The sequence below is a fragment of the Pseudobdellovibrionaceae bacterium genome, assembly GCA_015163855.1.
GTDB lineage: Bacteria > Bdellovibrionota > Bdellovibrionia > Bdellovibrionales > UBA1609 > JAAOIH01.
The window spans coordinates 1-25,134 of sequence record JAAOIK010000035.1 but is presented as its reverse complement, the minus strand read 5'-3'; the positions used below and the strand labels follow the sequence as shown (position 1 = coordinate 25,134).

Sequence of the window (25,134 nt, the reverse complement as noted above, 5' to 3'; positions counted from 1 at the left end):
CTTTGCTTTAAAAATTAAGGGGGGGGTTTTTTAAAGAGCCTGCCCCACTGTGACCACCCAGTGATAATTTATTACTATTTAAAGCGTCTTTAGAAATAATTTTTACAGAATAACCCACTCGTCCTCCCGATGCACAAGCACCCATAACGGGAGCTTTTTCGGCTTTTCCCCACTTGGTACACTTTTGAAAAGCGTTTTTATTAAATGTGTATGTATAAGGCCCGTTAGGAATCCAGCCCGTTAATAAGAGTTCGGGATTGGTGATAAATTTTCCGTATTCAGTATCTACCTTATTATTTGTAGTTAATGCTTCTATTCTTTTTTTTAAACTGGTATTTTTTGAAGGCAAATAATTTCCCATGTCCTCTCTAATAACAACAGCCTTCTTACTAGCTTGTGCCTTGACCACCCTTTGCATAAAAGAATTTTTAGCATCAGGAAAAACCGAATAATAGGTAATATCAAAATAATTAGGGTTAAGCACAGCTATCTCTCTACTTCTAGGCGATTGGTTATCTCCACCCTCTTTTGGTAGTTTAGATAATGTAGTTTCGTCTTTTAAAGCGAACGATCCGTTTTTTATATTACCATTAAAAGCGGATTGCAATAAATGACTTAGGTTAAACCTTACCCCATTTTTTACAGAAACAGCTGCCAAAGCCTTGGAGGAAAGCAAACCCATTTTATCTCCCGGAAAAAGAGAAAAGTTAGGAACAAATTCTTGAACCGTGCTTTTTGTTTCGCTTTGTTTACCTCTAAAGGTGTCTCGCGGAGGCAATAAAAGGTCCACGCGCTTACTTAAATCAGTAACAGACCAAGGCTCGCTATGTCGCCAAGTTTTACCATACCACGGGCCCACTCTGCCACCAAAAGGTGTAGCAAAGGCTACCGCCTTTAAGGTTACTGGCTTACCTAACCAAAATAATTCTCTGGGTTTAGTTGTGGCGCTAACCCCCGCGTACACCCTGTACCAAGGATTTTTTTCCACACCCACGGTTAAAAACTCAGGGTCATTAACCGCAGGGTTATTTAAAAACTTTGTAATATTTTCTAGTTTTCTTCCCGTGGATTTATATATAGATCGTTGCACTTGGGCAACCATGGCTGAAGATTGGCCAGGGAAATGGAGTTGAAAAGCCGCCAAACCCACATTATTATTCTTAGGTAAAAATAGCTTAGGAGCTAAAATAGTTGGCTCGCCACTGAAACAGCCTTGACCTGGCGGAGCCTTTAGCCTAGCGAAAATAATGGCGGGGTTAACAACAATAGGAACTAGCCATTTAGAAAGCTTAACCTTATTATTACTACTTACCGAATTATATAACTTAAAATTAGAAAAGTTAATGGACTGAGCATTAGCATAGGATAAATTTTTTGTTAAAACTTTAAAAGCTCCTTCTTTTATAGAGCGACCATCAATGTCAAAGCTTTTAGATAAATCTTTAGCCACTGTATATAAAATTTTTAACCGGTTACTTTGTTCATGATCAAAGGCCGTTAAAAGGCTACTTGCATACACAATTTGCAAAGAATCTGCTCCCTTACAACTTTCGGCAAATTGTGCGTTAAACTGGGCAATACTACTTCTCACACCAGCAACACTAACCGCAGACCCTGCAATACTTCTAGGCAGGTCTAACGCATTTACTTGAAAATTTAAACTTCTACAAAATTGATCTTGGTTTTTGGTATTCCCACTATTGCCTTTTGTCTTGATCTCCCATGGATGAATATCGGCCATACAAATAACAGGCACTAGTTTACACTTCCCTGCAGGACCAGGGTTTGCTGAATAGTTTACAAATCCCTTAAAGCAATTATTTGTAGGTCCAAGTTCTCTTGCGGCAGGGTGAATAAGTTTATTGGGGGATTTTCCCGGAAATGTCGGCGGCTTTGTATTGTTGGTCATCGGACTAGTTCCTAATACTAAATACCTCCAAGATAATAATTTCCAAGCTTGGCGAATTTGGTAATTTTGGTGAGCAATAGTATTTAAAGATTCGGCTTGTCTTTGGGCGGCGTAATAGGCGGCTAAATCCACCGAGTTTTGTAAATTTATTTTATCGTGCACTATAAGGCCAATGTTAATAACCATGGCAAATAAAACAAATAGCACTTGAAAGATAAGCACAATAAAAACCGCCATTTGGCCGTTTTTATTTAACAATAAGTTTATACAGATAGGTTTTAAGCTTTTCATTAATTATGTTATCCACAAAAGGGTTTGACCCTCATATAAAAATTAGAAGGGTTTAAGCCTTCTATTTATAGAGTAAATCTTCTTGCCTTTAGAGGCAATTCTACTAGACTTTAATCATGTGTTATTTATTACAAACCTTGTTGCGAGCCTGTCCTTTTTTGTTAATGATACTTTCTGTAACTAGCATGGCCGCGCCCGTTCCTTTACCACTACAAAATAATCAAACAAAATTGTCGCAACTTTGGGATATTAAACACAATATATTTTCGCAAAAAGAAAAAGTGGGTAACTGGCGACAAAAACTAAGTTTTGATACAAAAACGAAAGTCTTTACTATAGATAACTACTCGCTTCGTAAAGAAAACTTAGGGGCACAACAAATTGAAGAATTTTTAACTGCCAAAAGTAATATCCGTTTAGAGCCTGTGTCTTATTATTATGTTTTTAAAAAAAATAGGGAAATTTTAAAAACCATAAAGGCTAGGTTTTATAAAAAATGGCAAACCAAAGTATTACTTTCTAAATCAAAAGCCTTTATAAAAAAACGAAAGGTAGGACGATTTAAAAATACAAACCAACTATGGGTTAGCGCACAAATTACTCAATACAAAGGCGGTAAAATTTATAAGCAAGTGTTTAATAAAGCCTTGCCCGCCCCCGTATTTTTAAGTGCTTTTTTAAGCTTGGTATTAAGCCAAAAAATAGCAAATAATCAACCCACACACCCCCTAACTAATAAACACTTAACCACTAAGCATTTAACCACTAAAATTGGCTTACAAAAAGCCCTCGCCTTTACCAGCTTTTCGGAAGAAAATTTACAAATAGAAAAAGGCACTGCCACATTAACACAAACCCAAGATAATGCCTTTACATGGAAGTCTCAATATAAAGACTATAGTTTTAACACCACTATGGACCGCAAGGGAAAGTTAATTAAAACCAACATGCCCTTAAGACAACTACATAGCCAAATTATTTCTCTATAATATTGCATTCTAACAGTGGCCTTAGTAAGGTTTAAGTATAAATACTAGCTTAAACTTTAAATATGTTTATTAAAAAAATTTTTTCTCTGTTAGGGATTGCCTTAGTTATATGGGGAGTAGCTAGTTTTTCTTTTTTATTAATTCACCTTATACCAGGAAACCCTGTGGATCAGATTTTAGGTGACATGGCCTCGGCGATGGAAAAACAAAAGCTTTACTACGCATTGGGCTTAGATCAAAGTCTGTTTCAACAATACTTACATTTTTTTAAAGACTTGCTTCATGGAAATTTTGGCTACTCGTTATACAATAAAGTTTCTGTAGCTAGTTATTTAAAAGAAAGCTTGCCCGCTACCATCGAACTTAGTTTAGCTGCCATGTTTATGGCTATTGCTTTTTCTATTCCCTTGGGAGTGTTTTCGGCTTTAAAAAAACACTCTATTTTTGATAATAGTTTTTCTATCTTTTCTTTATTTACCTTATCTACTCCTGGCTTTTTGTTAGGGCCTTTTTTAATTTGGCTACTAGCTTTGCGGTTTCCTATATTTCCTGCAGGAGAAAGGGGCACACTAATGCATTTATTTTTACCCGCATTAAGTTTAGCCCTACCCTTGGGTGCGATTTTAACACGCGTTTGTAGAAGCTCGCTATTAGACACGCTAGCCGAAGATTATATTCGCACCGCAAAAGCCAAAGGCCTTTCGAATTTTAAAATTTATTTTAAACACGCTTTAAAAAACGCCATAGGGCCTGTGATCACCACCATCGGTTTGCAATTTGCAGCCCTTTTAACAGGAACAGTAATTACAGAAACCATTTTTGACTGGCCTGGTATCGGAAAATTATTATTAGATGCCATTAACCAAAGAGACTACCCCATTGTTCAAGCTTGTGTGCTAGTAATAGCACTCATTTATGTATTTATTAATTTACTAACCGACTTTGCTCATCAATATTCGCAGGCTAACCGACAATGACTATAAAAATTAAAGTTTTTTTATCGCTTTCTACTTTTCTTTTATTACTACTTAGTGTGGTAGCCCTCTTTGCCCCTTGGATAGCACAGCAAGACCCCAATGCTATTTACTTGCATTTGCAATACTCCCCACCCAGCCAACTTCACTGGTTTGGAACCGACAGCAACGGTAGTGATATTTTTAGCAAAGTGGTTTGGGGAACTCGCTTAAGCTTAGGGATTTCTGTTACCGTAGTTTTCATTAGCGCCATCATCGGGCTTTTGCTAGGAAGCCTTGCTGGTTTGCTAGGTGGAAAAACCGATTATATTATCATGCGTATTACAGACATGGTGTATGCTTTTCCTAATTTTTTATTTGCTCTTTCTTTAATTGCTTTTTTAGGCCCCTCCTTTAAAAATTTACTTTTTGCTTTATGCTTTAGCTCGTGGGCTAGTTATGCTCGCTTAGTGCGCTTAGAAATTTTATCCCTTAAAGAAAAAGATTTTATTCATAACGCCAAAGCTTTAGGGTCTAATTGGGCTCGTATTTTATTTTTTCATATTTGGCCTTCGCTAATTAACCCCATACTCGTTTATATGACTTGCTCTGTTGCAGGAATAAGCATTGCCGAAGCGGGATTAAATTTTTTAGGCTTAGGCGTTTCGCTAGACACACCATCTTGGGGAGCTTTGCTAAATCAAGGAAGGGCTTCGTTAAGCACAGCCCCTTACATTAGTTTATTTCCTGGCCTAGCCATTTTAACTTTAGTATTAGCCTTTAATTTATTAGGTGAAGGTTTACGAGAATATTTAGACCCCAAAAAAAAATACAGTATTTAAACTATAAAAATCGATGACCAAACAATTATGAAAACAAAAAAACCCTTCCCTTTTGGAAATTTATTTTACATTGGTATTAAAGGCTACACTTTAACCAGCGAAGAAAAACAATGGATTATACAAAACGATATTGCAGGCATTACACTATTTAAAAGAAACCTTGCCAACCCTGCACAACTTAAGGCCTTGTGCCAAAGCATTCAATCCCTATCACAACATACCCAAAGTCAGCTTCCCCTTTTTATCGCCATTGATATGGAGGGGGGAAGAGTTCATCGCCTTCCCAAAGAACACTTTTTAACTTGGCCTGCGGTGGGCAGTTTATACATTAAAGAAGACTTAAATACCTCTAAAAAAAATGCCTTTAAACACGCCCACAGCATGGGACTGTATTTAAAATCTTTGGGCATCAATGTAAACTGGTCGCCCTGTTTAGATATTTTTACCAATAAAGATAATGCACTTATTGAAGACAGAGCTTTAAATTATAATCACTTTAACCTTCAACAATCCCTTGAAAAAAATAGCACAAAGCCTTTAAAAGACTACCAAATAGTAAATGCTTTAGGGGTTGAACTTTTAAAAGGTTTTAAAAAAGCCTCTATATTATCTTGCGCCAAACACTTTCCTGGTCACGGCAACACCACAGTGGATAGCCATGAAAACTTACCTGTGGAAAATAGAAGTTTAGCCTTACTAGAAAATCGCGAGTTACAAAGTTTTATTATGTCCATAAAACAAAATGTTCCTTTTATTATGACCGGTCATATTTTATTTAAAAATATAGACAAACACTTACCTGTTAGTTTATCTCCTTTTTTTATTCAACAGCTTTTAAAAAAAAAGTTGGGCTACAAAGGCGTTGTTATTTCTGACGATTTAGACATGAAAGCATTGCAGGCTTACTCCCACTCCCAAAAAGCTCAAATGGCTTTAAAAGCCGGTTGCGATATGTTGCTATACTGCAACTGTCCTTTGTCTGCTAAAGAGGCCTTAGAGTTTTTAAACCAAAATGTAGGGAACACAGAAGGCTATACAGAAAGCTATACAGCGCTTTTAGCTAGTCTTAAAAAAGTAAATACCCTTAGGTCTAAGCTTTAATTGGCTTTTATAATAATCGTTATTAACGGGCTTAAAGCTTTTATTTTAATAAAACGACTAACTGTCTATTTTTTATACAGTTTTGTGTGTGTAAGTAGGCTTTTTGAGGGGTAAAAGCCCCTTTTAACTGCAAAAAAAACCCACTTCGCAGGCACGAACCTTGCTTATTTAGACATAATAATAGTGCGTAAAAAAATAATAAGTAACCAAAGCATTATTTAAATAACTGGTAATGATACCCAGGAGCAAGTATGTGGAAATACAACCGAACAACTAAACTATCCTACTTAGCATGGTCTTGCATTCTTCATATTGCAGCCGTGGCTCTTATGATTTTAAGCCCTATAACCGAGCCCGACAAAGAAACATTGGTGGAAATCACCTTTCATGTGGCTGGCGATGGGGTAAACCTAGGAAGCAGAAAAGGCGATTCCACAAGTTCCCTTAAGGCTAAATCTGCCCCTACCAAAAATGCATTAAATGATTCTTTACTAAGTAACTTAGAAGAAAAAGTTAGCAAGAGTGCCTCTAAATACCAAAAAGCAAAATTGGCGGCCGCCAAAGCCACCAATACAGAAGCTGCCTCTGCAGAAACTTCTAGTTTAGAGCCAGAGCTAGACCAAGCCGAACAAGCCCCTGTCGAAACTGCCGTACAAGAGGTTGCAAAAACCCCTGTAACACAACCACAAGAAGTGGTTAATGCCGAAGCTGCGGCCATAGCCGAAGCAGAAGTAGAAATGGAAGATAATTTAGTAGAAGATAATTTAGCAGAGGATAATTTAAACGAAAAATCCTTAGAAAGTAACGACACTCCTGTGGCCGATAATACACCCGAGCCCGAAGAGTCTGGTTTAAGAAATTTAGTAAAAAAATCTTCTGTGTCTGTACCTAGACAACAGGTTTTAGGAAAGCGATCTTTTAAATCTAGTCGAGTTAGTACTTTGGGGAAAAAACGAAACTCTCGCAAAAAAGACAGCACTTTAGGGAAAGCGCGTAAGCTTTCTAAACGAAAAAGTGCTTTTGCAAAACGAAACAGCAATACCCAAAGAAAAAATATTTTAGGGAAAAAGCGCACGGCCGTTAATAAACCCAATGCTTTTGCAAAACGAAATAGCAATGCTAATAGAAAAAGTGCTTTAGCACAAAACAGAAAAACTTCTAAACAAAAAAGTGCTTTTGCAAAACGCAGTTCCAAAGCCCGAGCCTCTAGTATGTTTGCAAAAAATGCCTCTGCCAACCACACTCGTCCCTCTGGAGCTTTAGGAAAAAGAAACCAATCAGGAACTCGCACGGGTTCTATATTTGGAAAAGGCAACAAAGGTACAGCAAAAAAAACGAGAACAGCAAGTGCTTTGGGTAATCGATCTCGAGGTAACCGACCTCGTGGAAGTGCTTTTGGAAGAGGTGGAGCTGGTTCTCAAAAAACCTTTGGCCTACCAAATGGTATTCGCGATGCGCGCAGTTTAAAACAATTGTCTGGCAATCCTGTTCCTTTTTACCCTTACCCTTCTCGATTGCAAAAACAGCAAGGGGTTGTGTACTTAGTGTATTATGTAAATAAGCATGGAAGAGTAAGCCAAGTAAGAGTGCATAGAAGTTCTGGTTTTACTAAATTAGATAACTCTGCAAAAAAATCTATTGCTCGCTATAGATATTACAAAGGACAATCGGGTTATGTTATTCACCCTGTGGAATTTACTTTAAAAGGTACGGTAAAAGTAACTACTAACGGAACCAGCAGTATCTAAACAAACTGGCCCGAAATAATAGTCATAAAAAATTGCTAAAAATATAAACGCCCTCGCCGAGCCGAGCTACTAGCCTAGCTACTAGCCTAGCTACTAGCCTCGGTGCGATTTATCGTGATTGCAAGAATGCTTTTTGTCTTTTTTACCGTGATGGCCTTCGCCTTTGTGATGGCCTTTTTCTTTGTGATTGCAAGAATATTTTTTGCCTTTGTGATGGCCTTCGCCTTTGTGATGGCCTTCGCCGTGATGGCCTTCACCTTTGTGATTACAAGAATATTTTTTGCCTTTTTGATGGCCTTCGCCTTTGTGATGGCCTTTTTCTTTATGATTACAAGAGTAGCCTTCGCCTTTTTTGCCTTTGTGGTGACAAGCCACGCCGTCAGCACATGCGAAAACAAAACCAGAAAATACAAATACAAAAAAACCAATAATTACACTTTTTTTCATAGCAATCTCCTTTACTTAAAATAGTTATTTAGTACAACAAGTGTAGCTTGTTACAAAAACAGTACAAGTTTAAAGTGTAAAAATGCAACAAGTTATTAAAAATGCAACAGGTTATTAAAAACTAAATAAGTTATTAATTTAAAACGGTTTTTTATAAGTATTATTATAACCAGCTAGTAATCTAAAGTCGCGTTATCTATTAAAAACTGCATCATAGCTTTTAAACTTAATTTATCATGCTTTCCCGATTTAGTAATTAAAGAAGACTCGGTAAATCCTGGCAAAGTGTTAATTTCTAATAAATGCATCTGCTGGTTTTTATCTAAAATAAAATCTGCTCTTCCGTAATGGCGAATATCTAAAAATTGAATAATCTGTTTTACACTTTCTTGCCCCTTGGCTAAAGGCGAAGAAGGCTCTTTTTTAGACAACGGACTATTTATGGTATCTTGATTGGGTTTTTTTAATAGTTTATAATGGGTGCAACCCTTGGTGTATTTATTTTTATAATCATAAAAGCCCGTTTTAGTACTAATTTCAATGGGAGTTAAAAAATTATTATCAAAAAAAGGAATAGTAATTTCTGCCCCTTCAATACACTCTTCTATTAAAACTTGCGAATCTTCTTTTAAAGCTTCTGTAATTGCTGTTAAATATTCGGACTCTTTTTTAATAATAAAAGTGCCCAAGCTAGACCCCCCTCTAGATGGCTTTACTACTAAGGGCAAACCTTGTTGTTTTAAAAAATCTTGCGCTTTATCTAAACTTTTTTTAGTTATGCAACAGTATTTAGGAGTAGTAATATTTAAAGAAGTAATAATTTTTTTAAAAATAACTTTATCCATACACACCGCAGAGGCTAACACTCCCGAACCCGTATAGGGAATTTTTAAGTACTCTAAAAGCCCTTGTAAAGTTCCATCTTCTGCATACTGGCCATGAACGGCTAAAATGGCTTTTGTAATTTTTTGTTTTATTAAATTTTGGCTTAAATTATCGTCGGCCTCTAAAAGGCAATACGAATAGCCCAAATTTTTCATAGCTTTTTGTAAACTTAAAGAGGTTTGATAACTAATGGCTTTTTCCGAGCTAGCTCCACCTTGAATTATGGCAATGTTTTGTATTAAATCTTTAGGCATTGTATATTTTTAAAATCCTTTTTTTTAAGAAACCTAATTAAAGCTTCCCATTAATTTTACTTCTAAATTTAAAGCAATATTTTTTTTTTCTAAAACTGTATTTTGTATTTTTTTAATCAACAAAAAAATATCTGTCGATTTAGTTCCCTTTTCTGCAACAATAAAATTGGCATGTAACTGCGAAACCGACGCCCCTCCCACAGAAGCTAATTTTAACCCACACTCGTCAATTAATGCTCCTGCCGAATATCCTTTGGGGTTTTTAAACACCGACCCGCAATTAAAAGTATTAACGGGTTGTTTGGTTTTTCTAAAAACCTGTGCCTCTTGCACCTTGTTTTCAATAACTTGTTTTTGCTTTAAAGGTTTATCAAATTCTTTTGACGAAAAACAAAAGCCCACTTTAGTAATGATATCTTTGTTGGCGTTATTTTTATTAGATTGCCAATTTTTACAAGACCTGTATCCCCATAGTAGCTCGGATTTTTTATATTGAGTTTTTTTAAAACTTTTATCTTCGGGGTTAAAAGATAAAACCTCTACCCAATCTACAATATCTTTAAACTCTTTAGGGCAAACATCAAAACCCACCCCTGCATTCATAACTACCCCTCCTCCAACACTTCCGGGAAGGCCTGCTAAAAAAATACTTGCCGACAAATGTTGTTTTAAACAAATACTAAATAAATCATTTTTTGGAGTGCCCGATAACAAAGAAAAAGATAAGCTAGATATGTCTTTTTTGTTTTCTATTTCTTTTATTTCTTCGGTGCTAGTTCGTAATTTTTTTAAACCAATTACTAAACCTTCCAAAGGCTTATCACTAATTAATAAATTAGTTCCGTCGGCTAATATAAATACCACAATTTTATAAAAAGAGGCCCACAGCAAAAGGGCCTTTAGCTCGTCCACAGAACTAGGCGTGGCAAAGTACCTAGCCTCGCCGCCCACTCTCCAAGAGTTTAATCGTTTTAAACTGTAGTTTTCTTTAAGGTTTTTTGGTTGCTGCATACACTACTGTTTCCTTTTAAAGCGGTATAAACTTTTTCATTCCATAAAGAAATATCACCAGCACCTAGAGTTAAAAAAATATCTTCTGGTAACAAATTTTTAGAAAAATAATTTAAAATATCCGATTCTTTTAAGTACTCAGCCTTTACTTGCTTAATTTGTTTTGCTAACTCAAAAGCATTTACTCCCTTTACTGGAGCTTCGCCAGCCTCGTAAACATCCATTAAAAATACTTGATCGGCGCCTTTAAAACAGGTTAAAAAATCCACCCACAAATGTTGCGTTCTGCTATAACGATGGGGTTGAAATAAAATTTTTAATTTTTTATTAGGATAAGTTTCTTTAAAGGCTTCGATAACGGCTGTAATTTCTGTGGGGTGATGAGCATAATCATCATAAAATAATACCGCATTGGTTTCGTTTTTTAGCTCAAAGCGTCTAGATAAACCCGTAAACAGTGATAAATTTTCACAAGACTGTTGCCACGACAAGCCCGATTGATAACCTGCAATCACTGCTGCCAAAGCATTTAAAGCATTATGTCTACCTGGAAGGGGAGGAGCAAACGACCCCACCACTGTGCCTGTTTTTTTCTCTACAATTTCTACCTTTTTAAGATGGACTTTTTGTAAATAAAAATCATTACTTTTATTCCAGCCATAATAAATAATATTTTTATAAAAATCTTTAAACATTTCGGAAAGCTCAGGGTCGTCGCCGCAAACAATTAAAGCTCCATAAAAGGGAATGTTAGACCCAAACTCTAAAAAATATTTTTTTAAATTAGAAAAACTTTTATAATAATCTAAATGTTCTTTGTCTAAATTAGTAATAATAGCAATTTCGGGTCGTAATTTAATAAAACTACCATCACTTTCGTCAGACTCTACCAAGCACCACTCCCCCGCACCCAAACAACTGTTAGAGCCAATGGAGTTAACTCTACCCCCAACCACTGTGGTAGGAGAAAAGGGCATAAATACAGAAGTTAACATAGCTGTGGTTGTGGTTTTGCCATGAGCCCCTGCCACAGCTACACCTCTTTTTAAAAACATAAGTTCGGCCAAAGCTTCTCCACGAGAAATTACACTTAGTCCTAATTTTTTTGCCTCTAAAAATTCCACATTGTTTTTAGCAATAGCACTAGAATAAATAACCACATTGGCTTGGCAAACATTTTCTGCCTTGTGACCAATGGAAACCGAAATTCCTAAATCTTTTAACCATAAAGTTTGCTGATTTTCTTTTAAATCACTACCCGAAATCGTAGCCCCCATGTTAAAAAAAATTTCTGCTAACCCGCTAACACCAATTCCACCCACTCCAATAAAATGAATATGTAAATGAGATAATTGAGGCAACTTTAATAAGTGGTCTTTGTTAGCTAATTTTAAATGCGAATTTTTTGGGTTTTTGGCCATGCTTATAAATAGCATAAAAAAAACTGGCTCACAATGGTTGAGTTTTAAGAGGCGAGTAAATGGGTTTTAAGAGATTATTTTATTTAAGCCCTTTGGCGACTCAGCCCGAAGGGATGCCAGAGCAAAAGGGTTTAAATAAAATAATCTCTTAAAACGCCTTTGCGAGAATACTGACTAAGTTTTAGTTATTTTGTCTATGATAAAGCCTTCTGCATTTTTACTGTAAAAGCTAGTTATGTTTTTTTCTAAATGGGCTAGCGTTTCGGGGTATTGAATAAAGTTTTCGATTATGCTTTTTAACTTTATTGTAGAAAAGGCTTTTTCTTCTACCAAAATAGCTTGTTTGTTTTTTTCTAAGACTTTTGCATTTTTGTATTGATGGTTATCTGCCGACAAACTGTAAGGGATTAACACACTAGCCTTTGCACAAGCGGCTAGCTCGAATAAAGTATTTATTCCTGCTCGAGAAATTACTAAATTGGCCCACCCGTATTCTTCGTAAATGTTGGGTAAATATTTTACTACTTTATACTTTAGCGCATTTTGGTTATAAATTTTGTAAGCTTGCTTAGTGGTTTCAAAATGCTTTTTTCCTGTTTGATGAATAATCGAAATAGGATGTTGCTTTAAATAAGGCCACAGTTTACAAAAATTAGTGTTTAAAAAATTAGAACCTAAACTGCCTCCTACAATTAAAATTTTAAAGGGCTGTTTAGAAGAAAACGCAGTGGTGTTTGTAAAGGGCACTGGGCCAGACAAAGGTATTTTTTTAATTAGTTCTTTTCGCAAAGGAAGGCCCGAAATTAAACATTGCCCTTTTAATTGGTTTTTTACTTCTTTAAAAATAATAAAATTAATGCGAGAAAAATACGACAACAAACGATTGGCTAAACCCGCTTTAGCATTGGGCTCCCAAGTAAATAAAGGTATTCTTAATAAAAAAGCAGCAATACCTACGGGAACAGCCGCATAACTGCCTAAACTTAGCACCCACTTTGGTTTTATTTTTATTAATAAAATTATAGCTTGTATAGTGGCTATGGGTAAAAACCAAAACAAGGATAGTATTTTTTTTAATGCTCCTGCTTGGTTAAAGGGTTTTACCAAGGTGGTTTTTAATAAATATTTTGTAGTAGATAAAATAGATTTTTCTAGCCCCTGATTGCCTCCAATAAAAATACTTTCTTGATTAGCTTGTGTGCCTTCTAAATATTGTGCCAAGGCTAAGCCAGGGTAAATATGCCCCCCTGTTCCTCCACCTGCAAATATTACTTTGTTTTTTGTGTTATTATTCATGTCTTAACCCCAAGCTTTTTTGTATCTGGCTTTTTTTGTGGCTTTATCAATATTTAATAATATAGCAATAATAATACTATTGGCTAACAGATGACTACCTCCATAACTTAAAAAAGCTAAAGATAAACCTTTGGGAGGCAACAGGCCTAATTCGATGGCAATATTTAAATACACCCCTAGCCCAAATACCACGGTTAAACCTGTGGCCACATAAGACTGATAAATGTCTTTGCTTTGATAAGCAATTACAAAGCCTTTATAAATTATATAGGTATATAAACTAATAAAAAAACTAACTCCAACAAAGCCAATTTCTTCACCTAAAACCGCTAAAGTAAAATCGGTATGGGCTTCTGGTAAAAAAAAGAGTTTGCTTTGCCCCTCGCCCAAACCCTTTCCCAACCAAGAACCCGAGTAAAAAGCCAATAAACTTTGAATTAACTGAAAGCCTTTTCCGTAGGGGTCAGACCATGGGTCTAACACGGCTTGCAAGCGTTTTAATCGATAGGGTTCTATTATAATTAAAGTAAATAAACTCACCAAGGCCGTAACTACGCTTAGTAAAATCCATCTAAGTTTAATGGGCGATACAAATAATAGTGCAAAAAAAACCACTAAATAAATAACCACACTACCAAAATCGGGCTGCAGCAATAAAATAATTAGTGGAGTAAAAAATAAACCCACCTGTATTGCAATAGTTTTTTTATTTTCCATCCAATCTTTAAAACTTAATAACCTGGCAAAGTAAAACACCATAATGATTTTAAAAAACTCCACTGGCTCAATATTAAATAAAGGTAAACTTAGCCAGCGCCTAGCCCCACCCACCTTTACACCTATTGATGGAACTAAAGTTAAAGCCAATAAAAACAAAATGATAAAAAATGCCAAAGAAGAAAAACGCACAACAACCTGCCATGGCAATTTAATGGTAATGTAAAATACCACTAAAGAAACCAGCGTAAATACTACTTGTTTATTAAAAAAATATAATGGATTTCCATATTTTTCTAATGCAAAAATATAACTTGAAGAATAAATATGTACTAAGCCGAAAAATATAAAAAAAATAAAAGACAAAAACAAACCTTTGTCTAAAGAAAAAGATTTCGACTTACGCACGCAAAGCCTTTTTTTTAAGCATTAAACTCATTTACCATGCGTTTAAAGTGGTTACCTCGTTCGGCATAGCTATTAAACACATCAAAGCTAGCGCAACCTGGTGATAATAAAACCGTGTCGCCCACTCTGCTTTTTTGATAAGCCGTATATACCGCTTCGTCGAAAGTACCAATAATTAAAGTTTCTGAAATTCCACCCAAATCGCGATTAATTTTTTCTTTAGCTTCGCCTACTAAAATTAAAGTTTTTACTTTCGCTTTAATATCGTCGGCTAAAGATTCGTAACTTAACCCTGTGTCTTTTCCTCCCATAACTAAAATAACATTTTCATCAAAAGAATTTAAAGCTTTTTTTACGGCTTGCACATTAGTGGCTTTAGAGTCGTTGTAAAATAAAACCCCTCCCACTCGACGAACATATTCTAAACGGTGAGGCAATCCTTTAAAACTAGAAACTACCTTTTTAATAGCCTGCATAGTTGCTCCATGCTCCATCGCTGCCAGTAAGGCTGCCATAATATTTTCGACTGAATGCAATCCCTTTAACTTTATATCTTCTAAAGATAAAAAATCTAATTGAGGAGTGGCTTTAATTTGTAACTCGTTGCCCACTTTAACTACTCCACCAATAGTCATAATTTGTTGTTTAAAATAAGGGTTAGTAGAAAAATAAAAAATAATACTTTTTTGATAAACAATTGGGTCTCGCGCTAAGGCTACAATATTGGCGTCATCGGCGTTTAAAATACAAGTGGTGTTAACATTATTATTTACAAAAATTTGTTTTTTGGCTTGAACATAAGCTTCAAAACTTTTATGTCGGTCTAAGTGATTTTCTGATAAATTAGTAAAAACAATTGTTTTAGGAGCAAAGGTTTTACACATGTCTAATTGAAAACTAGAAACTTCTAAAATAACTACATCGGCTTTTTTTCCACTTAATAAATACGCCGATGCTGGTTCGCCGTAATTACCACCCGCCCACACTTTAACATTAGATTCATGTAAAAAATCACGAATTAATTTTACCGTTGTGGTTTTTCCATTAGTTCCTGTTACTGCAATAATAGGTTCTTGAATAAAAGCCGAAACAAACTCCATTTCGCCAATAATAGGTACTTCATTATTTTTTGCGTATTGAATAACTTTTAAATCGGGCGAAACCCCTGGGCTTAATATTAATAAATCTTGCTTTAAAAATAGCTTTAAAGAGTGTTCTCCTAAGTCATAATTAATGTCTAAGTCGTCAATTTGTTCTAAATAGTAGGCTAATTCTGGAGGAGATTTATGATCACTAATGGTAACATTAGCTCCTAAAGATAATAAAAATCTAGACAAAGACACGCCCACTTTGCCCAAGCCCACAATCATTACATTTTTACCCTTTACATCATTCATAGTGCTACTCCTTAAAACCTCTCAAAACAATTCACAGCTTCATTAAAAAGTTATAAACAAACAATAGTATTAACGCAACTTTAAACTCAGTAAACTTAATACCGCTAATAAAATAGAAACAATCCAAAAGCGAATAATGACTTTATTTTCTGCAATACCGCTTAGCTCAAAGTGATGATGTAAGGGGGCCATTTTAAAGACTCGCTTGCCTTTTAATTTATAAAAAAACACCTGTATCATTACCGACAAGGCTTCGACTACAAAAACTCCTGCAATCACAATTAAAATTAACTCATTTTTGGTAACTACGGCTAAGGCTCCTAAAAAGCCACCTAAGCTTAAACTACCTACATCTCCCATAAATACTTGAGCCGGATAAGCATTAAACCATAAAAAACCCAAACTGGCGGCAATCACGCTAGAACCTAAAACACTTAATTCGCTGGATTTAGCAATAAAGGGAATATTTAAATATTCGGCTATAACACTATGCCCTGCCACATAACTAAAAATCATTAAAGTGCTAATGGCAATAATTAAAGGCACAATGGCCAACCCATCTAAACCGTCGGTTAAATTTACCGCATTGGCAGAAGACACAATAACCAAGCCACCAAACAAAGCATAAAACCAAGATAGGTCGACTACGGCATTTTTAAAAAACGGAAAATACACTTCTGTGCTTACATAACCCTGTGTAATTAAATACAGCAAAAAGCCCGCAGATAGTAAAAACTCTAAGCATAATCGCAATTTACCAGATAAACCTTTAGCACTACTAGAGCGAACCTTTAAGTAATCATCGGCCCCTCCCACGCAGGCAAAGCTGGCTAAAATAAATAATAAAAATTGCACCAAGGGGTTAGAAAAATCTAACCAAAAAAAAGACGAAATGGCTGTTCCTAATATAATTATCCACCCTCCCATAGTGGGAGTGCCCTCTTTTTTTAAATGCGTTTCGGGCCCGTCGGTTCGGATACTTTGCTTCATTTTAAATTGTCTTAAAAGTTTAATAACCACCGGCCCCAAATAAAGCACTATAAAAAAAGTAGTAAAAAACGATAAAAAACTGCGCACCGTAATATAGTGAAAAACATTTAAAAAAGGCCAATCCGGTACAAATGCAGACAAAAACTTAAACATATTTTTACATCCTTTTTAAAAATTATAACTTAAGAGAAGTTTTTTGACTATGCTTACTTAACGATAGTCATTAAAATAATCAATTTCAAAAACCTCTTTATCTTCTTCCCTTTGGTTTTCTTCTACAAATACAGGGTCTGCAGAATATTCTATTTCAAACAATTCGCTAATAAGCTCTGCTTTTTTAAAACTAGGCACTACGGCTTTGTAAGTGTTTTGGTCTAGCACTTGTCTGGTGGCTAAATCTAAAAGGCTTTTTTCGGCAGCCTCTTTAGAAAATAAATAATTGTCGCGAAGGTCTTGGCCCACTTTAACTAAGTCGCGCAAAGTAATTTTGTCTTTTTTAAAACAATCAATGGCACTTTGAAAGCTGGTGTAAGTGGGTAAAACCCGCGAGCCAAATTTTTGATAATATTCTACATCTGTGCCTTCTTCTAAATTAATGTAAATGCGCTTAACTGGATCGGCGGCAATAATTTTTTCTTGCAAATCCATAATAGCTTTACATTGCGCCGAAATATGAAAGTGCTTTAACACGGCTTCTAACATTTCGCCCTTTAACCGGTGCGAGCAAATGTCTGAATACAAACTGTAAATTACCGCATCCATTTCGCTATCATCGCCCCATAAAAATTGGGATAATATTTTCGAATCGCCTAATAAATGCAAATGCAATAAAGCCTGTAATTTATACCCCACATGCTGGGTTAATCGCCGCCATCGGCTAGGTGGAAAAATATTTTTTAAATTGTTTTTAAAAAATATTCCCCAAGGGCGAATACCATCTAAGCGCAACTTTCTAAAAATTTTTTCTTCCATTTGTGGAGGAGATGCAGTAATAAAAAAAATCGCAGTACTATCGTCATCTTTTGTATCTAAAGATTGTAGTAAGGTTTTTGTTCCCGGAACATTGGCCTTATCTTTCGAGTTTTCGAAAGCCGTTTTTAGTAATGACCTTATGTTTTCAAAACGAGTGTCTAGGTAAGTTTTATCTAAATCCCAAACATAAAGTGACTTTGCCGAAGGCAACAGCTTTAAATCTCTGTAAGAAAAAAAAACCACATCTTCAGAAATACTTTTAATAAAGTTACTCATAGGTTAAGAGTATTAGTATATTATAGCTAAGTCTAGAGGTTTTATTATCCGCAAGGCTTGATTGCTTGCAGGTTTTATTATCCTGCAAGGCTTGATTGCTTGCAAAGTTTTATAGCCGAAAAGTTTTATTATCCACAAGGCTTGATTAACGAAATAACGATTTACAACTACCTGCAAAAACGGAGTTTACTTTTATGCTTTTTTTGCTGGTTTTTACTATCTTATTTACTAAGTTTTTTCCTGCTTTTTTATCTCTTAACTTTATATATAGCTGGTAAGCTAAGTAACTAGCTGCAATACCCATTGCCCACTTAGGTAAGTAAGGGGTAACAAACTTAGATTGTAATTCGTACAAGCTAAATTCCCAATTGGGCTGATTAAATGTTTTTCCCAACCACGAACTTAACATTTGCACAGGCCCTTTATCGTAACTCCATCGCTCCATAAAAAAAGTTAAGGCATTAAATAAAATTAAATCAGGCACAATATAAAACCATTGTGGGTTTACTTTTATGGCATACTTTTTCATGGCCAAAGCCCACTTTTTTGTAACGGTATTTGCCATTTTTTGTTCTTGTTCTAAATTTTTTAATAATTTTGGCTTTATGCTTTCGTACTTAATGGCTTGCGTAGTCATTAACAACTTACTTTGAATATAATGCCAAACAAAACCAATGGGTCCATACAAAAACATATAGCCCACAAAAATATCGGGGCGAAATTCGTGGTAAAAAGTCATTTGTAAAACCACAGAAAAACTAAATGCAGGGATTAGTCCTCTTAAAAAATTTCTTTTATACTCGTACCACATCGATTTATTAAAAATCCCCATTTGTCTGTACCTTTGCGGGTTTACAAACTGTCTTATATTTCGGTAAAAAAAAGAGGTGTTTTCTACACCATAATCCACTGCATCGGGGCCCGATCGACTAATAATATTTGCCGTACCTAAAGGCCCTGAAATAATATGAGCAACAGGGTTCCACAAAGCATGACGAGCATCTTGATTATAAAGCCCCATGGTGTGGTTTTCGGTAAACCAGCTAGTGGGGTCATAAAAACTAATGCCCCTAGCTTGTAAAGTTTTAAAAAATTCTGCATAAGATTGAACCCTTTCCATACCATAATCTAAAGAAGTAGCCCTTAATGTATGGGTAACATGATCGGTGTTTATTTTAGCCATTGCAACAAACTGCCTTTGCTTTAATCCACTGGTTTTTTCTTTATGCAACAATTGGTAAACCGATTGAAAGCTGCGCGTGGCTTTTATAATGTTTTGCTCCATAGCCACTTTATCAAAATTGCTTTCTTGGCTTACAAAGGCTTTTAGCTTTTCTAAATTATCAGAAAAAATACTTTTTGCCTGCTCTATAGTTAAGCGTTTTGGGTCTTCAAACCCCTGAAGCCTTAAGTCTTTAAGAGACAAGTAGTATAAAGATTTTAAAAAAGCCCTTTGGCCTTGAAAATCTTTTGTCTTTTTAATTTTTTTCATTATTCGCTTTTCATTTTTATATAAAAAATATTTAGAAAGTAAACCACTGTACTGAGTTTCTATTTTGTGCTTTTTACTTTTAAATTGAATTAACGCCTTTTTAATTTTTTGATCTTCACTATTTTTAGCCCAATTAGATAAGGTTTTAAAATCCCAATCTAAAAATTCGGAAGAACCCAAAGATACATTTTTAAGGGCCATGGCACTTAATAAATCTAATTCGCTAACTTTTAATGTTTTGGCTAAGTGAGGTAGCATTTCAAATAAAATTAACTCCTCGGAGCGTTTGTTAACCAAGGCCTCTTTGTTAAGAGCTATTTTTTTGCTACTATCTTTATCTTGCTTAGAAAGCGTTTTAAAAACAACCGACTCGCCGCTATCCTTTACATTATTAAACCTTAATAATTTAACAAAAAAGCTTTTAAAATTTAAAAACTTTCCCACTTGCTTTAAAGATTTAGAAAACCGCACATCATAAGCCCCTAATTTTTTTTGAGGGACTACATAGCGGTAAACACTTTGCGAGTAATTAGGAAAAATAGCATTTACCATTCCTCTAACCGAAAACAAATGCCTAAAAAATAACGATTTATATTTAGCAATATTTGCCAAACTAACTACTAAAGACTGCTTAGTTTTGTGTAATTTGTTTTTTAATTTTGTTCCTAAATATAACAAAGCTCCTAAGCCACCCAAGTAACCAATCACCACCACTGCATTAACTTTTAAAGCTTTTATTGCCTCGGTACCAGAGCTAAACTGTGCCTTAAAACCTTCTCCTACACCGTCGGCCCAACCTCCAAAACCTGTGTAATGGTATAATGACAAAGTTAAAGCCGTTATGCCCATAACCCCTACAACATTTCCCAAAGGGCCCTTCATAAATTGTGTTAATTTTTCTTTAGAAAAGTATCTGGCTTTTTTTATTTGCTCTTTTGCCTGTAAAGCCAATGTAATATCACGACTGTTGGGGTGAGGGTTTTTTAATGTTCGCATCATTCGCCCTGCTTGTTTTAACTCTTTGCCGCCCGTGTTTTTTTGTGCTTGTAAGTAATCTTTTACTTGCTCTTTAGCCTGTTGTTCAAAATCAACTTGGGCTTGAGTTAAATCTTTTGGATTAATTTTTAATTGCGAATACGCTTGCCCCACCCAAGACCCCTTTTTAGGAGTGGTTATAGTGTCTGCATAACTGGCTCGAACAAAATCAAGAACACTAGAAAAGGGAACCTCTGTTAAATGCGAAGGGTTTAGTTTTTTTAATATTCCTGTAAGGATAGTGTCAAAAACTTGATTGTGTTTAGTGTTTTGCTTTTTTGCAAAGCTAGTTAAAGCTTTAAGGTAATTTTTTTGAACAGGAGTTAAGCCTTCCGAGTTTAACGGCTGCAAAGGGGCAATACTTGCAGATAAAGCCTTTACAAATAACCGCGACATATCACTGTAAATGTCGGGAACATGGCTTGGCACTACTACCGACCCTCCTGTGGCATCGGTAAATTTATAACCCGAAGTTTTAAAATCTCTAGATAACAAGCCCGTTAAAGCTTTGTCTTGATAGGGAGCATTTTTATCAGACACAGGGTCGTAAGCCTGATACTTTACATTTGTAATTTTTTGCAAAGGCATGGGCAAAGGCATTACCGACATAATAATTCGTTTTGTACCCATATGTTCTAGTAAGTCGGTTAACCTAATTAAAAAAACACTATTGTTGCTGTTTTTATTTAATTCAAAATTATTAAATAATTCTCCTGGTAAGTTTTTAGACTGTGTTTTGTCTACTTCTAAAAATAAATAATCTCCTGCTACATGAACGCCTTTAAAGTGCCACCCAAAAAAAGAATGCTCTCTTCCAAAAGCTTGTTTTTTACTGTCTAATTGCTCTTTAATATGAACAACACCATCTTGAATGTAAATTTTTGTGTTTTTTAAAAATTGTTCTTGGGAGGGAGGCATTACCAGTAAGTTTTTTCCAAATTCGGGGTCGGATCTAAAAAAACTTTCTTCTGTAGTTTTAAAAGTTTGATTTTTTAAACCTAAAAAATCTCCCGAAGCTAAAGTGGTTAACAAGCGTATGTCGGTTTCTTTTAATTCTGGTAAAAATAAGTCTCCTGTTTCTGTTAGGGGTTTTGACTTATTAACAGCGTCTTGATTTTGCAGGTGGCTGTCTGTTTTGCTATCATAAAAGCGACTAACACTGTCAGATTCTGCTACAGCTACTACTGGTGAAAGTAGTAGCTGTACAATTAAAATAAAATAAGTACTTTGTTTTAACAAATGCTTCATTAAAATGCTCTCCGCCTAAAATAAGCTTTTACAACTAGCTGCTTGATAAACTTTTAAATTGCTGTCTACTTCCCAAGCCTCTCTAATGCTTTTATCATTTTCAATAGTGCTAAACTCTTTAGCGTTAATAGTTCCTTTTTTCATTAAAAGGTCTACTACTTTTTCTACATTGCTCCATTTTTTGGTTAAAGTTTTAACCACTTCTTTTTTAGCTAAAATAATCACTTTTTCTACTTCTTCTTGAAAACGCTTCTCTTGCTCTTTGCTTAGTTTAACATTATTTTCTTTTCCTTGAATTCTAATAAATTCAAAACCTTTTCCTTCAAGAACTGTCCCCTTTAAAAAAGCATGTTGAATTATAGTTCTAACCTGTAAAAGGTCATTACTCCAACCAGAAGATAAATTGTAACCTGCCATTTTTTCAGCCATTCCTCCTGCTAATAATCCAGCCACTCTTTTAATTAAGTTTTTATAAGTAAGACTTGTAAAAATATCTTTATCATAAGCTGCAACACCTAAATAATTTATTCCCGCAGATGTTCTTCCTGGAATTACAGAAATAAATTGTAACTTTTGACCCGTTTGCTTAGCAAAAGACAAAAAGCCATGCCCCGCTTCGTGATAAGCGGTTTCTTTAACCTGTGCCCGTGTTGGTAAGTCTACTTGTATGATATCGGAAGATACATCTATAGACTTAAAAGCACTATATTTAGGGTGTTTGTCTGTACTAATACTTATCTTTAAAAACGATTGTCTTTTAAAAGATCTTGCCGCGTAAACTCTAGCGTTTAAATTATCTTGCCAAGCTAACTTTATGCTTTTTAAGGCTTCGCCGCTTCTTAAAGCCTCTTCTGATGCGCGTACAATGTACGAACCCAATCGGTTTTCGATAAAGTTTCTTACACTTCTTGCCCCCTCTGAAGCAAAAAAGGTAGCTTGTACTAAATTATTAAAAAACTTTTCCTTATCAATGTACTTAATAGAAATTTCGTAGTTTTTTTCAAAATCTTTAATAAATTTTTTAGCAATTTGAATAGCGGTTTCTTTAGTTACTGGCTTAAATAAAAATACTTCATTTAATCGACCTAAAAAAGCTTCTGGAACACCTACTTCGGTTAACATTTTAAAAATTTTCTCTCTAGAGTTGTTTTCCTTCCATAGCAGTTCTTTGTAAGATTCGTTATTAACCCCTTTAAATATTTTTTCGCCATCATTTCCTGTAAATAGAAAAACATAATTACCTAGGTTGTAGGTGACTCCACTTTTTGAGGCTGTCCACTTACCTTCTTCTAAAAGCTCATAAAACCGTTTAAACATAGCGTTTTTGGATTCTTGCTTGTCTCCACCCATGTTAGAGGCTTCGTCAAAAATAATTACTCCTCCAGATGGATTTTTTGATAAAAACTTTTCAAACTCACTAATCTCATCAGAACCAATATAACCTTTAGCCGAACCAAATAAGTTATTTAAATCTCCCACATGAGAAAAGTTACCTAAAGAAAAGTTAGCAAGGCTATTTGAACCATATAAGTGTTTAGAAATTAAATTTCCCAATTCGGTTTTACCAACCCCTGTTAAACCCACTGCAAAAATAGATAAAGGGGTTTTTCTTTCTTTTTTCATATAATGCGCTTCTATGGCTTGCGACACTTTAGTAACCGCATCGTTTTGACCAATTAACTCTTTGGTAACTTTATCTTGCACTTGCAAAACCACTTTTAGCACTTCTTGTTTGTTAGATAAATCTACTCCTGCTAAACCCGTTTTAAATAAATTGGTTTTACCATATTTTTTTTCTACAAGTTCTTTTACCTGCTCTAATTCTATTTCTTTGTTAGAGGTAAACGACTCTACCACTTCTTTTACCAATTGGTTAAGCGACGATACTATATTTTCGCCAGGAAACAGTATTGGCGCAACTTTTAATAAGCTGGTAATAACTCTTTCGCTAATTACAGTCGAGTATTTTTTTTGTATTTCTGGCAAAAGCACCTTAGCTAAATCATTTAATTGTTCGACACTTAGTGATTTTGTCTCTATTTCTTTTATCTTGTCTTTTGCAACTTTATATAATGTTGTCTGTGAAAAAACATTTACTTCGTTTTGTGTAAAATTTAAAACAAAAGGAACTCTAAAATCTTTTTGTGTTTTTTCAAGAGCATCTAAAAATAATAACGATGGAGGAAGTGGCTTTCCTGCTTCAATGCCCCCTAAGGTATCAAGATGCACTACCATTTTTTCTTTTAAATAACTTTCTAAAGAAAAAATCACGGCCTCTATTTTAGCAATATCCATACCGTTAGTTATTAACGAAGAAGGAAGACTTACAACATGGTATCTTTGTGCACTGTTTTTTTCTAAATACGCACTGGCTGCTAATAAAGAGTACAACTTACTTTCTAAGTTTTCGCCTTTTAACACAATGTACTTAGCTGGCAAAGTTGATATTGCTTTTGATAATTCTTCTGCTGTGCTTTTTTGGCTCTTTAATAAAAAATTACTAAATGTTTTGTTTTTTTGAAATTGATCAGAAATAAAAATTTTATCCCCTTGGGCAAGCAACATTTCGGCTGCTAAAAAAACATCGAAAGGAACGCCTATTAACTTACAGGCCTCTTTAATCCTTTTTATTTTTAATTCGTTGAATTCGGCCTGTTCGGCCTGTTCAATATTTTTATAATTATCCCCTGTTTTTGGTATCATTGTTTTTTCTACTTCTGCTGTTTTTTTCTGTACTGCTGTATAAATATTTAGCAATTTTTCTTTAAGAGGAATATTTTTAAAAACAGATATTCCTGTTTCAAAACCCGCATAAGAAGTGCTTGAAAAAATAACACTAAAAATAAAAAACACATTTAATAACAAAAACTTCATAAGGTCTTCCTTTTTTAAGTTAATTACTTAATTCTTATATTGTTTTTTTAATGCAAATGCTGGGCCATTTTTAGCTTATAGGCTTAATATATAAGTGGTATTTATTGCTCTCTACTTAAATCTAGTTAGTAAAAGCACTATATTTTATACAGCCTTAACAAATTTTGTTTTTTATAAAACAATACTGTTTCATTTCGAAACACAAGCTGTTAACAATAACTTTTTTTAATGATGTAAAAAAATTTGTGCTGTTTTGCACTTTTTAAACTAAGGGTTTTTCGCTTTTTAAAGCGGTTTTTACCCCTTTATACGAGACGGCCTAACAAGGGGGTCGAAAAAAAATTATCGCCTGTATTTACGCCTGTAACTTCTATTAACTCTAAGGGCTTTCGCTGCTGCTGCTGCTGCTTTTGCTTTTGTTGCTGCTGCTGCAAACCTGTGGTGTTGGTGTTTTCTAATTGAATGTGCCAATAGTCGGTGGCAATAAACCGCTCCCCTTTGTGCAAAGGCAAAACCTTTTTAATAACACCCACCTGTTTTAAAGCCTCTTCTTTGTAGCGCAGTAAGTTTAGTTCTCG

At 34.9% G+C, this 25,134-nt stretch carries 18 protein-coding genes; 5 read left to right on the top strand and 13 right to left on the bottom strand.

Going from position 1 to position 25,134, the window contains the following annotated elements:
* Positions 1 to 7: 7 nt before the first annotated feature.
* Positions 8 to 2,146 (bottom strand): hypothetical protein, encoded by a 2,139-nt coding sequence (locus HAW63_04130; GenBank protein ID MBE8163155.1) that lies wholly within the window; start codon positions 2,144 to 2,146, stop codon positions 8 to 10.
* A gap of 170 nt (positions 2,147 to 2,316) precedes the next feature.
* Here HAW63_04130 and HAW63_04125 point away from each other — a divergent pair, with 170 nt between their 5' ends.
* From HAW63_04125 to HAW63_04105, 5 genes are all read left to right on the top strand, one after another.
* Positions 2,317 to 3,189, top strand: coding sequence for a hypothetical protein (locus HAW63_04125; protein MBE8163154.1), 873 nt, complete (start codon positions 2,317 to 2,319; stop codon positions 3,187 to 3,189).
* 62 nt (positions 3,190 to 3,251) lie between these two features.
* A complete protein-coding gene (locus tag HAW63_04120) occupies positions 3,252 to 4,166 on the top strand; it encodes an ABC transporter permease (protein ID MBE8163153.1) in 915 nt (304 codons plus the stop codon).
* Positions 4,163 to 4,984, top strand: a complete 822-nt coding sequence (locus HAW63_04115; protein ID MBE8163152.1) for an ABC transporter permease — start codon at positions 4,163 to 4,165, stop codon at positions 4,982 to 4,984. The genes HAW63_04120 and HAW63_04115 overlap by 4 nt, the downstream gene beginning before the upstream one ends.
* A 27-nt stretch (positions 4,985 to 5,011) precedes the next feature.
* On the top strand, positions 5,012 to 6,085 hold the full coding sequence (gene nagZ / locus HAW63_04110; GenBank protein ID MBE8163151.1) for a beta-N-acetylhexosaminidase: 1,074 nt from the start codon (positions 5,012 to 5,014) through the stop codon (positions 6,083 to 6,085).
* 251 nt (positions 6,086 to 6,336) lie between these two features.
* Complete coding sequence (locus HAW63_04105; protein MBE8163150.1) at positions 6,337 to 7,833, top strand: energy transducer TonB; 1,497 nt, start codon at positions 6,337 to 6,339, stop codon at positions 7,831 to 7,833.
* A 93-nt stretch (positions 7,834 to 7,926) separates the two neighbouring features.
* Here the strand turns inward: HAW63_04105 and HAW63_04100 are convergent, their stop codons facing one another.
* The 12 genes from HAW63_04100 to HAW63_04045 form a co-directional block, all read right to left on the bottom strand.
* Entirely contained in the window at positions 7,927 to 8,280 is a 354-nt protein-coding gene (locus HAW63_04100; protein ID MBE8163149.1) for a hypothetical protein, read from the bottom strand.
* A 173-nt stretch (positions 8,281 to 8,453) separates the two neighbouring features.
* Entirely contained in the window at positions 8,454 to 9,419 is a 966-nt protein-coding gene (locus tag HAW63_04095; protein ID MBE8163148.1) for a D-alanine--D-alanine ligase, read from the bottom strand.
* A 33-nt stretch (positions 9,420 to 9,452) separates the two neighbouring features.
* Positions 9,453 to 10,430: a UDP-N-acetylmuramate dehydrogenase gene (gene murB, locus HAW63_04090; protein ID MBE8163147.1), complete on the bottom strand. Its 978-nt coding sequence runs from the start codon at positions 10,428 to 10,430 to the stop codon at positions 9,453 to 9,455.
* Positions 10,391 to 11,851, bottom strand: coding sequence for a UDP-N-acetylmuramate--L-alanine ligase (locus HAW63_04085; protein ID MBE8163146.1), 1,461 nt, complete (start codon positions 11,849 to 11,851; stop codon positions 10,391 to 10,393). Before HAW63_04085 ends, murB begins: the two co-directional genes overlap by 40 nt.
* Positions 11,852 to 12,025: 174 nt before the next feature.
* Positions 12,026 to 13,147, bottom strand: a complete 1,122-nt coding sequence (locus HAW63_04080; GenBank protein ID MBE8163145.1) for a UDP-N-acetylglucosamine--N-acetylmuramyl-(pentapeptide) pyrophosphoryl-undecaprenol N-acetylglucosamine transferase — start codon at positions 13,145 to 13,147, stop codon at positions 12,026 to 12,028.
* A gap of 3 nt (positions 13,148 to 13,150) precedes the next feature.
* A complete protein-coding gene (ftsW, locus tag HAW63_04075; protein ID MBE8163144.1) occupies positions 13,151 to 14,272 on the bottom strand; it encodes a putative lipid II flippase FtsW in 1,122 nt (373 codons plus the stop codon).
* Between the two features lie 14 nt (positions 14,273 to 14,286).
* Complete coding sequence (gene murD, locus HAW63_04070) at positions 14,287 to 15,669, bottom strand: UDP-N-acetylmuramoyl-L-alanine--D-glutamate ligase (GenBank protein ID MBE8163143.1); 1,383 nt, start codon at positions 15,667 to 15,669, stop codon at positions 14,287 to 14,289.
* 69 nt (positions 15,670 to 15,738) lie between these two features.
* Entirely contained in the window at positions 15,739 to 16,812 is a 1,074-nt protein-coding gene (locus HAW63_04065) for a phospho-N-acetylmuramoyl-pentapeptide-transferase (protein ID MBE8163142.1), read from the bottom strand.
* 57 nt (positions 16,813 to 16,869) lie between these two features.
* Positions 16,870 to 17,907 carry a hypothetical protein gene (locus tag HAW63_04060; GenBank protein MBE8163141.1) on the bottom strand — a complete coding sequence of 346 codons (1,038 nt, stop codon included), beginning with the start codon at positions 17,905 to 17,907 and terminating at the stop codon, positions 16,870 to 16,872.
* A 145-nt stretch (positions 17,908 to 18,052) separates the two neighbouring features.
* Positions 18,053 to 21,682: a hypothetical protein gene (locus tag HAW63_04055; protein ID MBE8163140.1), complete on the bottom strand. Its 3,630-nt coding sequence runs from the start codon at positions 21,680 to 21,682 to the stop codon at positions 18,053 to 18,055.
* Positions 21,683 to 21,697: 15 nt separating this feature from the next.
* Complete coding sequence (locus tag HAW63_04050; GenBank protein ID MBE8163139.1) at positions 21,698 to 24,556, bottom strand: hypothetical protein; 2,859 nt, start codon at positions 24,554 to 24,556, stop codon at positions 21,698 to 21,700.
* A gap of 305 nt (positions 24,557 to 24,861) precedes the next feature.
* On the bottom strand, positions 24,862 to 25,134 hold a 273-nt coding region (locus HAW63_04045), incomplete at its 5' end, for a hypothetical protein (GenBank protein MBE8163138.1).